This is a genomic window from Serratia sp. CY33802 (genome assembly GCF_052169095.1).
GTDB classification, from domain to species: Bacteria; Pseudomonadota; Gammaproteobacteria; order Enterobacterales; family Enterobacteriaceae; genus Serratia; species Serratia bockelmannii.
Genome location: NZ_JBJNLL010000001.1, coordinates 301,206 through 315,086, shown reverse-complemented (window position 1 = coordinate 315,086; position 13,881 = coordinate 301,206). Strand labels below are relative to the sequence as shown.

The 13,881-nt window shown below is 60.9% G+C and carries 11 protein-coding genes; 7 read left to right on the top strand and 4 right to left on the bottom strand.

The window, feature by feature from the left end; genetic code table 11:
- The first annotated feature begins 1 nt into the window (after position 1).
- Positions 2-190 carry a DNA polymerase III subunit theta gene (locus ACJ8HA_RS01520; protein WP_025303524.1) on the top strand — a complete coding sequence of 63 codons (189 nt, stop codon included), beginning with the start codon at positions 2-4 and terminating at the stop codon, positions 188-190.
- Between the two features lie 90 nt (positions 191-280).
- Positions 281-1,708 carry an exodeoxyribonuclease I gene (gene sbcB, locus ACJ8HA_RS01515; protein ID WP_089196082.1) on the top strand — a complete coding sequence of 476 codons (1,428 nt, stop codon included), beginning with the start codon at positions 281-283 and terminating at the stop codon, positions 1,706-1,708.
- Between the two features lie 71 nt (positions 1,709-1,779).
- Here sbcB and ACJ8HA_RS01510 read toward each other — a convergent pair whose 3' ends face one another.
- On the bottom strand, positions 1,780-3,147 hold the full coding sequence (locus ACJ8HA_RS01510; RefSeq protein WP_025303526.1) for an APC family permease: 1,368 nt from the start codon (positions 3,145-3,147) through the stop codon (positions 1,780-1,782).
- A gap of 535 nt (positions 3,148-3,682) precedes the next feature.
- Positions 3,683-5,101 (bottom strand): glutamine synthetase family protein, encoded by a 1,419-nt coding sequence (locus ACJ8HA_RS01505; protein ID WP_025303527.1) that lies wholly within the window; start codon positions 5,099-5,101, stop codon positions 3,683-3,685.
- A gap of 395 nt (positions 5,102-5,496) precedes the next feature.
- On the opposite strand from ACJ8HA_RS01505, the gene puuR reads away from it, so the two are divergent.
- From puuR to ACJ8HA_RS01480, 5 genes are all read left to right on the top strand, one after another.
- A complete protein-coding gene (gene puuR / locus ACJ8HA_RS01500) occupies positions 5,497-6,054 on the top strand; it encodes an HTH-type transcriptional regulator PuuR (protein WP_025303528.1) in 558 nt (185 codons plus the stop codon).
- 155 nt (positions 6,055-6,209) lie between these two features.
- Positions 6,210-7,721, top strand: coding sequence for a sugar ABC transporter ATP-binding protein (locus ACJ8HA_RS01495; protein ID WP_049294859.1), 1,512 nt, complete (start codon positions 6,210-6,212; stop codon positions 7,719-7,721).
- Positions 7,718-8,713 carry an ABC transporter permease gene (locus ACJ8HA_RS01490; protein WP_016926998.1) on the top strand — a complete coding sequence of 332 codons (996 nt, stop codon included), beginning with the start codon at positions 7,718-7,720 and terminating at the stop codon, positions 8,711-8,713. Before ACJ8HA_RS01495 ends, ACJ8HA_RS01490 begins: the two co-directional genes overlap by 4 nt.
- Positions 8,714-8,957: 244 nt before the next feature.
- Positions 8,958-10,946, top strand: a complete 1,989-nt coding sequence (locus tag ACJ8HA_RS01485; protein ID WP_049205277.1) for a ligand-gated channel protein — start codon at positions 8,958-8,960, stop codon at positions 10,944-10,946.
- Positions 10,947-11,001: 55 nt separating this feature from the next.
- The gene (locus tag ACJ8HA_RS01480; protein ID WP_049205275.1) at positions 11,002-11,955 is read left to right on the top strand and encodes a siderophore ABC transporter substrate-binding protein; all 954 of its coding nucleotides are present in this window, start codon (positions 11,002-11,004) and stop codon (positions 11,953-11,955) included.
- A gap of 33 nt (positions 11,956-11,988) precedes the next feature.
- Here the strand turns inward: ACJ8HA_RS01480 and ACJ8HA_RS01475 are convergent, their stop codons facing one another.
- Positions 11,989-12,777 carry an ABC transporter ATP-binding protein gene (locus ACJ8HA_RS01475; protein WP_004935663.1) on the bottom strand — a complete coding sequence of 263 codons (789 nt, stop codon included), beginning with the start codon at positions 12,775-12,777 and terminating at the stop codon, positions 11,989-11,991.
- Positions 12,774-13,856 (bottom strand): FecCD family ABC transporter permease, encoded by a 1,083-nt coding sequence (locus tag ACJ8HA_RS01470; protein ID WP_025303533.1) that lies wholly within the window; start codon positions 13,854-13,856, stop codon positions 12,774-12,776. The genes ACJ8HA_RS01475 and ACJ8HA_RS01470 overlap by 4 nt, the downstream gene beginning before the upstream one ends.
- Between the last annotated feature and the right edge of the window lie 25 nt (positions 13,857-13,881).

Sequence of the window (13,881 nt, the reverse complement as noted above, 5' to 3'; positions counted from 1 at the left end):
GATGGTTCGAAAGCTGGATAGCTTACCGCAGGCGCAACGCGAGAAAATAGAAGCCGATTTGCTGGCCATCAGCGTGATCTACAACGAGCGCTACGGCATCGCTTCGACCCAGGCGGAAACAGAACGACAGATCCCCGACCACCTGCTCCCCTACTTTCACCAGCGGCTGGATTTCTATCGCCGTGCGTAATTGCGCGCATTTCGCTAACCGCCGCTTGGCATCGCTCCCTACGCCGTTACAATAGAGGCATATTGTATCCGCCACTGAAGAGACGCGATTTTGAGCAGCAAGGCACCGGCCACATTTTATATCCACGATTACGAGACCTTCGGCAAGAGCCCGTCGCTGGACCGCCCGGCGCAGTTCGCCGGCGTGCGCACCGATATGGATTTCAACGTTATCGAAGAGCCGCTGGTCATCTACTGCGCCCCGGCTGATGACTACCTGCCGGAACCCGAGGCGGTGATGATCACCGGCATCACGCCGCAGGTGGCACGTGCTAAAGGGGTTAACGAGGCCGAGTTCACCCGCCAAATCCATCAGGCCTTCAGCGTGGCCGGCACCTGCATTCTCGGTTACAACAACATCCGCTTCGATGACGAAGTGAGCCGCAATATCTTCTATCGCAACTTCTACGATCCCTACGCCTACAGCTGGCAAAACGGCAACTCGCGCTGGGATCTGCTGGATGTGATGCGCGCCTGCTACGCTCTGCGCCCGGACGGCATCGTTTGGCCGGAAAACGAAGACGGTTTCCCCAGCTTCCGCCTGGAACATCTGACGCGCGCCAACGGCGTCGAGCACACGCAGGCTCACGACGCGATGTCGGACGTTTACGCCACTATCGCCATGGCCAAGCTGGTCAAACAGGCACAGCCGCGGCTGTTCGATTTCCTGCTGCAGCACCGCAACAAGCACAAGCTGAACGCCCTGATCGACGTCGCCGACATGACGCCGCTGGTGCACGTCTCCGGCATGTTCGGCGCGGCGCGCGGCAATACCAGCTGGGTGTCGCCGCTGGCCTGGCACCCGGACAACAAGAACGCGGTGATCATGTGCGATCTGGCCGGCGACATGACGCCGCTGTTGACGCTGAGCGCCGAGCAGCTGCGTGAACGGCTGTATACCCGCCGTGACGATCTGGCGCCGGATCAGGCACCGGTGCCGATCAAGCTGGTGCACATCAACAAATGCCCGGTGCTGGCGCCGGCCAAAACCCTGCTGCCGGAGAATGCCGAGCGGCTGGGCATCGATCGTCAGGCGTGTCTGCAAAATCTGCAGCTGCTGAAACAGCATCCGGAAGTGCGCGAGAAAGTGGTCGCGCTGTTCGCCGAAGCCGAGCCGTTCAAAGGCGCCGACGACGTCGACGCCCGCTTGTACGACGGTTTCTTCAGCGACGCCGACAAGGCGGCGATGAGGATTATCCAGCAGACCAAGCCGCAGAACCTGCCGGCGCTGGATCTGGCCTTCAGCGACGGCCGCATGAAAGAGCTGCTGTTCCGCTTCCGCGCGCGCAACTACCCGAATACGCTGGACGACGCCGAGCAACGTCGCTGGCTGCAACACCGCCAGGAAGCGCTGAGCGCAGAGCGCGTGCAGAGTTACCTGCTGCAGCTCGAATCGCTGTATAACCTGCACGAAGGCGACAAAGAGAAAACCGCCCTGTTGAAAGCGCTGTTCGATTACGGCAAAGAGTTGGTGGGATAAACCCCGCAGCAAGCAGAAAAGGAAAAGGCCGCGAAAGCGGCCTTTTTTGTGGCTGAGGAGACGGCTCGCGCTTAGGCGGCGTCTTCGCTCGCTTGCGGCACCGGCAGACGGAAGCTGCGGGTGACGAAGGCCAGGTAGATCAGGCCGATGGCCGCCCAAACCAGGCCCAGCGTCATCGAGCTGGCTTCCAGGTTGATCCACAGCGCGCCGACGGTCAGTGCGCCCATCACCGGCAGGATCAGGTAGTTAAATGTGTCCTTCACGGTGCGGTTCATCTTGTCGCGAATATAGAACTGCGAGATCACCGACAGGTTGACGAAGGTGAAGGCCACCAGCGCACCGAAGTTGATCAGCGCGGTCGCGGTCACCAGGTCAAACGACACCGCGGACAACGCGATGGCGCCAACCAGGAGCACGTTCAGCGCCGGGGTACGCCACTTCGGATGCACATAGCCGAAGAAGCGAGTCGGGAACACGCCGTCGCGGCCCATCACGTACATCAGACGCGAAACGCCCGCGTGCGCCGCCATGCCCGACGCCAATACCGTCACGCAGGAGAACACCAGGATCACCGACTGGAAGAACTTGCCCGCCACGTACAGCATGATTTCAGGCTGTGAGGCGTCCGGATCCTTGAAGCGCGAGATGTCCGGGAAGTACAGCTGCACGAAGTAAGACACCACGATAAAGATGATGCCGCCGATCAGCGCCGTAAGGAAGATGGCTTTCGGGATCACTTTTTCCGCGTCTTTGGTCTCTTCGGACAGCGAGCTGATGCCGTCGAAGCCCAGGAACGAGAAGCACAGGATGGTCGCGCCGGTAATCATCGGCACCACGTGGGCGTTATCGGACCAGAACGGGCGGCTGCTGACCAGCGTACCGGCGCCTTCGCCGTGGTAAATACCGTTGATCACCAGGCCGAGGAACACGATCATGATCGCCACCTGCACCACCACGATGATGGAGTTCAGGTTAGCCACCAGCTTGATGCCGCGCAGGTTGAAAATCGTCATCAAGCCGACCAGCACCGCCACGAAGATCCAGGACGGTACGCCCGGGAAGATCGCTTCCAGGTAAATCTTGGCCAGCAAAATGTTGATCATCGGCATGAACAGATAGTCCAGCAGCGATGACCAGCCCACCATAAAGCCGACGTGCGGGCTGATGGCTTTCTGGGCGTAGGTGTAGGCGGAACCGGCGGAAGGGAACTTCTTCACCAGCTTGCCGTAGCTCAGGGCGGTAAACAGGATCGCCAGCAGAGCGAAGGCGTACGCGGTCGCGACGTGACCATCGGTCAAACCGGATACGATGCCGAAGGTATCGAAAATGGTCATTGGCTGCAGGTAAGCCAAGCCCATCATCACTACCGGAACTAATGTCAGGGTTTTACGCAGCTGAGTGCGCTGAGCCGGAGCGGCGTTGATGGTGTTATCGGACATTGTTCAGCCCCCCCTTACCTTGAGCCTTGCGGATGGCGGACACGCCAAGACTTAAGGTTGCGGGGAAACTTCGCAACGAGCGACTTAATTCTAAAAGAAGGGGGTTGTAAGCTGGATAACGGGTCGAGGAAACCTCGGCTGCTCCATAGTCGCTGCGGCCACAGCGGAAACCGGCGGGCACCGGCGCTAAAGTGAAAAATTGCCCCATCTTTCTAATCCTCATGAGTCACGACCATAAAGTTTTGTTTGATCGTGCACGAAACTATTTATCTATCCGGATCGGTGTCCGGCCTCGCTTGGTGTATGAAACGCTACGTTGGTAAAACATAATGCAAAAAAAATAACCGACGCTTTCAAAACGTCGGCTATCTGCATTTGAGATATTTTGCACCAGAATGCCTCCGAATGACAAGATCCGGAAACCCTCAAATACAAATTCTTTTTGTCGATCGCACGGAAAACCAGCCCGGCAGGCGAATTATTCCGCTGCCGGCAGGCCAGTCACCCGCACATACCTCTTACTTTATACGCCCATTCAGGCATTTTTCAACATCCAGTCGATCTCGGTTTCCGTCACCCGCCGTTCAAACTGCAGCAGTTCGTCGGTCTTGCAGGCGTGATACACCTGGGTGAAACGCTCGCCCAGATAGTGCGTCAGGGCGTGCTGATGTTCAAACTCGTACAGCGCGTCGCTCTGGCGGATCGGCAGCGGCAGCCCTTCCTGCTCCAGCCCGTTGCCGGTCACCGGCTCAGGCAGCGGCAGTAGGTTGTCCAGCCCGTACAGCATGCCGGCCAGGATCGCCGCCATCACCAGATAAGGATTGGCATCGGCGCCGGCCACGCGGTACTCCACCCGGTGGTTCTCCGGTTCGCCGCAGGGAATGCGCAGCGCCACGGTGCGGTTGTTGTGGCCCCAGGCGGCCTGGATCGGCACATACATCCCCGGCTGGAAGCGCCGGTAGGCGTTGACGTTCGGCGCCAGCAGCGCCATCGACGCCGGCATCAGGGTGATCATCCCGGCCAATGCCTGTTTCAAGAGCGGCGAATCCTCGCCTTCGGCGTCGGCAAACAGGTTGTTGCCCGCACTATCCTGCATGCTGACATGCACGTGCATGCCGCTGCCGGCGTAATCCTCATAGGGTTTGGCCATAAAGGTGGCGTGCATGTCGTGGTTCTCGGCGACCAGCCGCACCAGCCGCTTCAGCGCCAGCGCGTGGTCGCAGGCCAGCAGGATGTCGTCGGTATGACGCAGGTTGACCTCGAACTGCCCCGGCGACGCCTCCGCCACCGCGCCGTCCGCCGGCAGCCCCTGCAGCTTCGCCAGCGCGTCGATATCGTTCAGCACCTCGGCGAAATGGTTCAGGTTATCGACGGAGTACACCTGGCTTTGGGTGTTGCGTTCCTGAGTGCCGGGCGCACACGGCGGCTGCAGATCGCCTTCCGCGTCGCGCAGCCTATCGATGAGATAAAACTCCAGCTCTACCGCTGCCACCGGAAACAAACCGCGCTGTCGCAGCGCCTGCCACACGCGGTTCAGCACATTGCGGGGTTCAACGTCAAAGGGAGTGCCATCTTCATCCAACATGGTGAGCAGCACCTGGCCGATGTGCTCCGGATCGGCGGCTGACGGCGTCAGCGAACCGGGCACCGGCAGGCAAATGCGGTCTGGTTCGCCGAGCTCCTGCCCAAGGCCGGTCTCCTCCACCACGTTGCCAAGGATGTCCATGGCGAACACCGACGCGGGGAAGTAGCTGCCTTTTTCCAGTTTTTTTAACCCAGAGACGGGTATGCGTTTGCCGCGGAAGGAACCATTAAGATCGGTGAGAAGGATATCGACATACTGCGTGGCGGGATGGCGTTCCAAATAATGAGCAACCTCATTTTGGAACGCGCTACTTCGCCTCTCTTCATGATGCTGTGCAAAATGTTCAACTGCTGCGCTATTGGTTTGCATACGTCACCCGCCATTATGCTCTGAAGGCGCGTTGGCGCCCGTCCACCGTTCGATTCAACACATGATTGGATTTCTCGTCAGGCCGCGCCGCTGCCGGGCGCTCAAAATAACATCCACAATATGAAACATAGTATTAACAGAATGGGTTTGCAAATGTTACAATCCTGTTTGATTATTCGCCAGCGGCTGCTAAATTGATAAAATATTGACCGAAAAGGCCTTACTGCCATTTTCACGTCAACTATTTTGTCCAACGCACCAAGAGTGAACATGGGCAATATATTTTCCAAACCCACCCTAACTACCGATATCATGCAGTATCGTTATCGACCAGACAGGCACCCGATAGCGATCTTCATTTCTGCCTGTCGCCCTTACCAGAAGGAAGTACCGCTATGAGCGAAGTCAGCTTGGCACCGGGCAAACGCCTGTCGCAGATCCGTCAGCAATTGGGTTTGTCACAGCGCCGGGTCGCCGAACTGTCCGGGTTAACCCACAGTGCGATCAGCACCATCGAACAGGACAAGGTCAGCCCGGCCATCAGCACGCTGCAAAAGCTGCTGAAGGTGTATGGCCTGTCGCTGTCTGAATTCTTTGCCGAACCGGAAGCCGCCGACGAACCGCGCGTGGTGATCGACGCCGAAGATCTGATTGAGATCGGCAGCCAGGGGGTGTCGATGAAGCTGGTGCACAACGGCAGCCCGACGCGCAACCTGGCGATGATGCTGGAAACCTACCAGCCCGGCACCACCACCGGTGAAAAGATCAAGCACCAGGGCGAAGAGATAGGCACCCTGCTGGAGGGCGAGATTGTGCTAACCATCAACGGCCAGAGCTATTGCCTGACCGCCGGCCAGAGTTACGCCATCAACACCGGCATTCCGCACAGCTTCAGCAATACCTCGGCGCGCATTTGCCGCATCGTCAGCGCACACACCCCCACCACCTTCTGACCGCTTCTCGCACCGGCGCAGCCTGACGCGGGTTGCGCCCCTGCCTCTCGACGTTTTTCATCGCCGTTATGCCATTTTGTTGGTTGCCAACGGCGCAATCTGTGTTACAACAGAGCAAAACAGCCATCTAAACATCTAAACGGCCTTACTACCCTATGTCAACCGCAACGCCTTCACGCCTCGAGATGCGCAATATCTCGATCGCCTTCGCCGGCTTCAACGCGCTGCAGGACGTGGACTTCACGCTGCAGGGCGGTTCAATCCATGCGCTGGTCGGCGCCAACGGCGCGGGCAAGTCGACGCTGATGGCGATCCTCTCCGGCGCCCACGATCACTACCGCGGCGAGATCCTGATCGACGGCCGGGCAGTGGAAATTCATTCCCCGCTGCAGGCGCGCCGCCACGGCATTCACGTGGTACAGCAAGAGGTCGACGTCGCGCTGATCCCCACGCTGTCGGTGGCGGAGAACATCATGCTGGACTGGCTGAACGAGCCGGGCCACTGGCTGAACTGGGCGGAGCTGCACCGCCGCGCCGCGCAGCTGCTGCAGCAATGGGCGCTGCCGCTCAACCCGCGCAGACGCCTGGCGGACTGCACGCTGGCGGAAAAACAGCAGGTGCTGCTGGCGCGCGCGCTGTCGCACCGCTGCCGTTTTTTGGTGCTCGATGAACCGACCGCGCCGCTCGATCGCGCCGAGAGCGAGCGCCTGTTCAACGTGGTGCGCCGCCTGCAATCCGAAGGCATCGGCATCGTGTTCATTTCTCACCGCATCCACGAACTGAGCGACATTTGTGATCGGCTGACGGTGCTGCGCGACGGGCGGCGCGTCAGCGAAGACGCCATGCGCGGGCTGAGCGGCGAACAGATCGTCGAGAAAATGCTCGGCCACCGGCTGGACGACATTTTCCCGCCGCCGCGCCCGCCGCACGCTGGGCGTAAGCTGCTGCAGGTGGAGGGCTTGCGCGATCGCCATAAGCTGCGCGACGTTTCGCTGCGGCTGCATGAAGGAGAGATCCTCGGCATCGCCGGGCTGGCCGGAGCGGGCAAAACCGAACTGTGCAAGGCATTGTTCGGCGCCAGCACCGTGCAGCTCGAGCGCGGCGAACTGCGCGGGCAGCCCTGGGCGCCACGCGCGCCGCACCTGTCGGTCGAACAAGGATTGGCGCTGGTGCCGGAAGAGCGCCGCAAAGAAGGCATTTTTATCGATGAGGCGATCCCGATGAACCTGAGCGTCAGCGCCGACGACAGCTTCTCGCGCTGGAGCCTGTTCAGCCGGCGGCAAGAGCTGCGCTGGGCGCGCGAGATCATGCAGCGTCTGAACATTCGCGCCTCCGGCCCGCAACAGCGGCTGGCGCGCCTGTCCGGCGGCAATCAGCAAAAAGTGGCGATCGGCAAGTGGCTGCGCGGCAACGCCGAGGTGCTGATCTTCGATGAGCCGACCAAGGGCGTGGACATCAAGGCCAAGCAGGAGCTGTTCAGCCTGATCGACGGCCTGGCTCACGCCGGCAAAGGCGTGATTTACGCCTCCGGCGAGTTCGCCGAGCTGATTGGCCTGTGCGATCGCATCTGCGTGCTGTGGGACGGCCGCATCGTGGCGGAGTTGAACGCCGCCGACATCGACGAAGAAACCTTATTGCTCTATTCCACCGGAGGAACCCCTGCGTGAGTAAAGAATTTGCCTTGCGGCCTGCGCTGCCCTGGCGCCAACAGCTGTTTGATTTCCTCTACAAGTGGGGCATGCTGCTGACCGTCGCGGCGCTGATCGCCCTGTTTGGCCTGGCGTCGGACAACTTTCTCGATGCCAATAACATCATCAATATCCTGCGTTCGATCGCCATCGTGACGGTGATCGCCATCGGCGTCTCTATCTCGCTGTCGGTCGGCGGTTTCGATCTGTCGGTCGGCTCGACCGCCTCGCTGGCCAACGCGCTGGTGATTTCACTGTTCGTCTGGCACGGGTTCGGCACCACCGGCGCCATCGTGGTGACGCTGCTGCTGTGCACGCTGGTCGGCCTGTTCAACGCCCTGCTGATCGTGGTGTTCAGAATTCCCGATATGCTGGCGACGCTGGCCAGCCTGTTCGTGATCCAGGGCGTAGCGATGACCTACAGCTACGGCGGCTCCATCACCCAAAACATGGTGCTGCCGAATGGCGACATGGCGGAAGGCCTGATCCCAGAGGTGTTTTCCGCCCTCGGCCAGGTGCCGGTGATCGTGCTGATCATGTTGGCGGTCACCGTGGCGGTACAGCTGTTCCTCTCGTTGACCAAGCACGGCCGCCGGATGTACGCCATCGGCGGCAACCCCGAGGCTGCGCGTCTGTCGGGTATCCGCACCGTACGTTACAGGGTTGCCGCTTACGTCATTTCTTCCTGGCTGGCGGCGCTTGGCGGCATCTTGCTGGCGTCACGTATCGGCTCTTCGCAGGTCAATGCCGGCGGCGGCTATCTGATGGACGCGGTGGCGGCGGCCTATATCGGTTTCTCGCTGGCGGGCTCCGGCAAACCCAATGCGCTCGGCACCCTGATCGGCGCAGTGATCCTCGGCGTGCTGCAAAACGGCCTGGTGATGCTGTCGGTGCCCTACTACGCCATGGATATTATCAAAGGCCTGGTGCTGGCGCTGGCGCTGGCCATCACCTACATCCAGAAACGCTGATCCTCCCCGGCGCACGCCCGCTGCGCCGCTTTTCCCTTTAATTCATCCGGTTACCCTTTCCCGTCAGCAGAACAAGCATACAAATGATATGAATTATCATTAGCGTTTACATTCAGTAAAAAATCCTTACAATACCCTCACGCAACGCTGACGAAGCGAAGTATTTCTCAGCGAACGATGAATAATTTCATTAGAAATTCAATTGGTTAATTACTTTCACTTCAATCCAGGAAAGGTTCACCTCATGGAAACGCCACGTTACAGCAAGCTCGCCGCTCTGGTGATTGCCTCACTCAGCGCCACCGCCGCACTGGCCGCGCCGCAGGACGACACCCAGGACACCATGGTCGTCACCGCCTCCGGCTTCCAGCAAAAAATTCAGGACTCCGCCGCGTCCATCTCGGTGATCCCGCGCCAGCAGATCGAAGACAAGGCCTATCGCGACGTGACCGACGCGCTGAAAGACGTGCCTGGCGTGGTGGTCACCGGCGGCGCCAGCAGCAGCGACATCAGCATCCGCGGCATGTCCTCCAAGTACACGCTGATCCTGGTGGACGGCAAGCGCGTTGACACCCGCGGAACCCGTCCGAACAGCGACAACGCCGGCATCGAACAGGGCTGGCTGCCGCCGATGGAAGCCATCGAGCGCATCGAAGTGGTGCGCGGCCCGATGTCTTCGCTGTACGGTTCCGACGCCATGGGCGGCGTGATCAACGTCATCACCCGCAAGACTTCCCGCACCGAGTGGAAAGGCTCGCTACACGGCGACGCCACCCTTCAGGAAAACCGCGATTCCGGCGATCTGTTCCAGACCAACGCCTACGCCTCCGGCCCGCTGATTGAAGGCCTGCTCGGCGTGCGGGTCAACGGCCTGCTGTCGCGCCGCGCCGAAGATAAAATCGCCAACGGTTACAACGAACAGCGCATGCGCAGCGGCACCGCGGTGTTCACTCTGACACCGGACGAGAAGAACGAATTCGACTTCGAAATCGGCCGCTCGCTGCAGGATCGTAACAGCACGCCGGGCAAATCGGTGGTGGCGGAGCGCTGCAGCAAAGGCAAGTGCAAACCTACCTCTCGCAGCGAAGATCTCTACACCCGCACCAACTACTCGCTGACCCACAACGGTTATTACGACTTCGGTAACTCAACCAGCTACGTTCAGCGGGAAGAGACCAACAACCCGGGCCGTAAGATGAAGATGTACAACACCATCTTCAACACCCAGAACCAGTTCGAGCTGGGTTCCCACATGCTGAACCTCGGCGGCCAATACCGCTATGAGAAACTGGGCGACAGCGGCAACCAGCTGAGCTCGGCGAAAGACGTCAACCAGCTGACGCGCTGGAGCTGGGCGCTGTTCGCCGAAGACGAATGGGCGCTGACCAACGACTTCAGCCTGACCAGCGGCATCCGTATGGACCGCGATCAGAACTTCGGCAGCCACTGGTCGCCGCGCATGTACGGCGTCTGGCACCTGACCGAGCAGTGGACGATGAAAGGCGGCGTCTCCGCCGGCTACCGTTCGCCGGATCTGCGCCAATCCTCCGCCAGCTGGGGCCAGGTCACCGGTGGCGGCGTGCGTAACGGCATCATCGTCGGCAACCCGGATCTGCAGCCGGAGAAGAGCCTGAGCGAAGAGATCGGCCTGATGTGGGATAGCCTGAAAGGCGTCAACGCCGGCGTGACCGTCTTCAACACCGATTTCAAGAACAAGATCACCGAAGTCCGCCGCTGCGAAGACACGCCGGACTGCAAGATCGGCAACGAGGTCTATGACTTTATCAGCGATCGCGTCAACGTCGACAAAGCCAATATGCGCGGCGTAGAAGCCACCTTCGGCTGGCAGATCAACAAAGACTGGAAGTGGAACACCAACTACACCTACACCGCTTCCGAGCAGAAGAGCGGCGAGTTCCAGGGCAAGGCGCTCAACCAGATGCCGAAGCATATGCTCAACACCGTGCTGGACTGGCAGGCCACGCAGGACCTCAGCCTGTGGTCGCGCGTTAACTTCCGCAGCCGCACCTCAGACTACCTGAGCCGCACGTCGATGGAGACCAGCACGCCGTCCTACACCTTTGTCGATGCGGGCCTGAGCTATCAGGCGGCGAAAAACCTGCAGTTGACCGGCGGGGTTTACAACATCCTCGACAAAACCGTGGATTACGATCACTACCGCACCACGCTGGACGGCCGCCGTTACACCGTCGGCATGACCTACAACTTCTGATGCCCCTGGGCGCGCGCTGCGCGCCCTTTTCATTCCATCACCGTGAGGAAGCTCCATGAGATTACGCCGCTCCCCCCTGATGATCGCCCTGCTGGCCGCGATGGCGCTGGCGGGTTGCCACAGCAAAACCGATACGCCGATAGCCGCTACTCCGGCCACCGTCAACGTCCAGCACCTGAACGGCAGCACCGAGGTGAAGAAGCACCCGCAGCGCATCGTGGTGCTGGATTACGCGTCTCTGGAAACGCTGCAGCTGCTGGGCGTCGAACCGCTGGCGCTGCCCGGCAACCGCAAGAACTTGCCGGATAGCCTGAAGCGCTATCAGGATGACAAATACCTCAATGCCGGCACCCTGTTCGAACCGGATATGGCCGTGCTGCGCGCCGCCAAGCCGGACCTGATCCTGATCGCCGGCCGGGCGTCCAAAGCTTATGACGAGCTGAACGCGCTGGCGCCGACGCTGAACATGTCCGTCGATCAGCAGGATCAGTTGGGCAGCCTGAAACAGCGCACCCTGCAGCTGGGCGAGCTGTTCGATAAGCAGCAACAGGCGCAGGCGGCGATCGATAAGCTGGATGCGCAGATCGCCGCAGTCAAACCACAGGCCACCCAGGCCGGGCGTGGGCTGGTGGTGCTGTTCTCCGGCGGCAAGATCAGCGCTTACGCGCCCAAGAGCCGTTTCAGCTTCGTCTATGACGCCCTCGGCTTCTCGTCCGCGCTGCAGTCCGACGAAAAAGACGTGCGCGGCAACAAGCTGACGCCTGAGCAGGTCGCCAAACTGAATCCGGACTGGCTGTTCGTCATCGACAGAGACGCCGCGACCGGGCGGCCGAACGCGGTGGCACCGCAGAAAATCCTCACCGGCACCGCGCTGAAGAAAACCACGGCGGTGAAAAAAGGCCAGGTGGTCTACCTGCCGGCAGCCGAGGTGTATCTGTCCGGCGGCATCGTCACCGCCCAGCACGTCGTCGAACGCGTGAGCGAGGCCCTGAACCACGCTGCGCGATAAAGAAAGCCCGGCGATGCCGGGCTTTTTCTTGGATTAAATCGTCGGCTGGTTCACCAGACCGTCTATCAGCACCTGCGGCGTGCCCTGCGAACAACGCTCGATGCGCCCGCGCACGCCGTAGACCCGCGCCAGGCTCTGCGGCGTAATCACCTGATCCGGCGCGCCATCGGCGATCAGATCGCCATCCTGCAGCATCAGCACGTGGTCGCCGTGACGCAGCGCGATGTTGATGTCATGCACCACCACCACCGTCACGATATTGCGCTTGCGGGTTTCGCGGCGCACCAAATCCATCACGTGGAACTGGTAGTTGAGATCGAGCGCGCTCAGCGGCTCATCCAGCAGCAGCAGAGACGGCTGACGGATCAGCGACTGCGCCAATCCCACCAGCTGTTTCTGGCCGCCGGACAGCTGATCGAGATAGCTCAGCGCCAGGTGGGCGATGCCCAGCTGTTCCAGCAAAGCCATCACCTCCGCTTCGCTGCCGGCGTTGCTGCGGCCGCCCGAGGCGCGCTGCGCCACGATGATCGACTCCAGCACGTGCAGATGCACCCCGGCGGGCAGCGACTGCGGCAGGTACACCACTTTCTCCGCCCGACGGGCGAACGGCATCTGCATCAGATCGCCGTCGTCCAGCCACAGCTTGCCCTGCGCCGGGTTCAGCCCGGCCAGCGAGCGCAGCAGCGTCGATTTGCCGCTGCCATTCGGCCCCAGCAGCACGGTGATTTGCCCGCGCGGCAGCATCGGCACCGAGAGATTGTCGATCACCTGGCGTTTCGGGTAACCCGCCGAGAAGTTTTCTATCCGTAAACCCTGGCTCATACGTTCCCCCGGTGGCGCAGAATAATGCTCAGGAAGAACGGCACCCCGACCAGCGACGTCACGATGCCCACCGGAATGATCACGCCGGGCACCAGGTTTTTCGACGCCACCGAGGCCATTGACAGCACCAGCGCGCCAATCAGCGCACTGGCCGGCAGGTAGAAACGGTGATCTTCGCCGAAGATCATGCGGGCGATGTGCGGCGCCACCAGGCCAATAAAGCCGATCGGCCCGACGAACGCCACCGCCAGCGCCGAGAGCATGCTAATGCGCAGCAACGTGGTCAGCCGCAGGCGGCGCACGTCAATGCCGAAGCTCACCGCCCGGTCTTCACCCAGACGCAGCGCGGTCAGTTTCCACGAGCTCATCATCGACAGCGGCAGCAGCACGGCGAACACCCCGAACAGAATGCCCAGCTTGTCCCACGAGGCGCGCGCCAGGCTGCCCATGGTCCAGAACACCAGCCCCTGCAGCGTGTCCTCGCTGGCGATGAACTGCATCATCGAGACCAGCGCGTTGAAGGTAAACACCAGCGCGATGCCAAACAGCACCACGCCGGAGGTGGCGACCCGCGTCCAGCGCGTAATGCCGTCGAGCATCAGCGCGGCGAACAGCGCGAAGATAAAGGCGTTGGCGGAGATGAACCACTGATCGGGAATACCCGGAATGCCGATGCCAAGCACGATCGCCAGCGCGGCGCCAAAGGCCGCGGCGGAAGACACCCCGAGGGTAAAGGGGCTGGCCAGCGGGTTATTCAGGATGGTCTGCATCTCCGCCCCGGCCAGGCCGAGCGCAAAGCCCACCACCACCGCCATCAGCGCGTAAGGCAATCGGATGTCCCAGACGATCACCCGCGTGCCGGCATCGGCCGCGGCGGGGTCAAGCAGCGTGTGCCATAAAGACGACAGCGACAGGCCGGACGGCCCCATGGTGAAATCCAGCAGCAGCGAGCCCAGGATCGCCAGTGCCAACACGCCCATCATCATCAGGCGATGGCGAAGAATATGCTGATAACGCCCCATCACGCCGGCGTTGGGTTGCCCCTTGGCGTCAGTCATGGGATCGGTGGATACGCTCATTCGTTAAGATACCTGTTACAACCAT

Excerpts from the sequence above, each read along its gene's own strand:
- ACJ8HA_RS01520 (WP_025303524.1), top strand. The coding sequence starts at position 2 with ATGGTTCGAAAGCTGGATAGCTTACCGCAGGCGCAACGCGAGAAAATA.
- ACJ8HA_RS01510 (WP_025303526.1), bottom strand. The coding sequence starts at position 3,147 with ATGTCCGATAACACCATCAACGCCGCTCCGGCTCAGCGCACTCAGCTG.
- ACJ8HA_RS01505 (WP_025303527.1), bottom strand. The coding sequence starts at position 5,101 with ATGCAAACCAATAGCGCAGCAGTTGAACATTTTGCACAGCATCATGAA.
- puuR (WP_025303528.1), top strand. The coding sequence starts at position 5,497 with ATGAGCGAAGTCAGCTTGGCACCGGGCAAACGCCTGTCGCAGATCCGT.
- ACJ8HA_RS01495 (WP_049294859.1), top strand. The coding sequence starts at position 6,210 with ATGTCAACCGCAACGCCTTCACGCCTCGAGATGCGCAATATCTCGATC.
- ACJ8HA_RS01485 (WP_049205277.1), top strand. The coding sequence starts at position 8,958 with ATGGAAACGCCACGTTACAGCAAGCTCGCCGCTCTGGTGATTGCCTCA.
- ACJ8HA_RS01480 (WP_049205275.1), top strand. The coding sequence starts at position 11,002 with ATGAGATTACGCCGCTCCCCCCTGATGATCGCCCTGCTGGCCGCGATG.
- ACJ8HA_RS01475 (WP_004935663.1), bottom strand. The coding sequence starts at position 12,777 with ATGAGCCAGGGTTTACGGATAGAAAACTTCTCGGCGGGTTACCCGAAA.
- ACJ8HA_RS01470 (WP_025303533.1), bottom strand. The coding sequence starts at position 13,856 with ATGAGCGTATCCACCGATCCCATGACTGACGCCAAGGGGCAACCCAAC.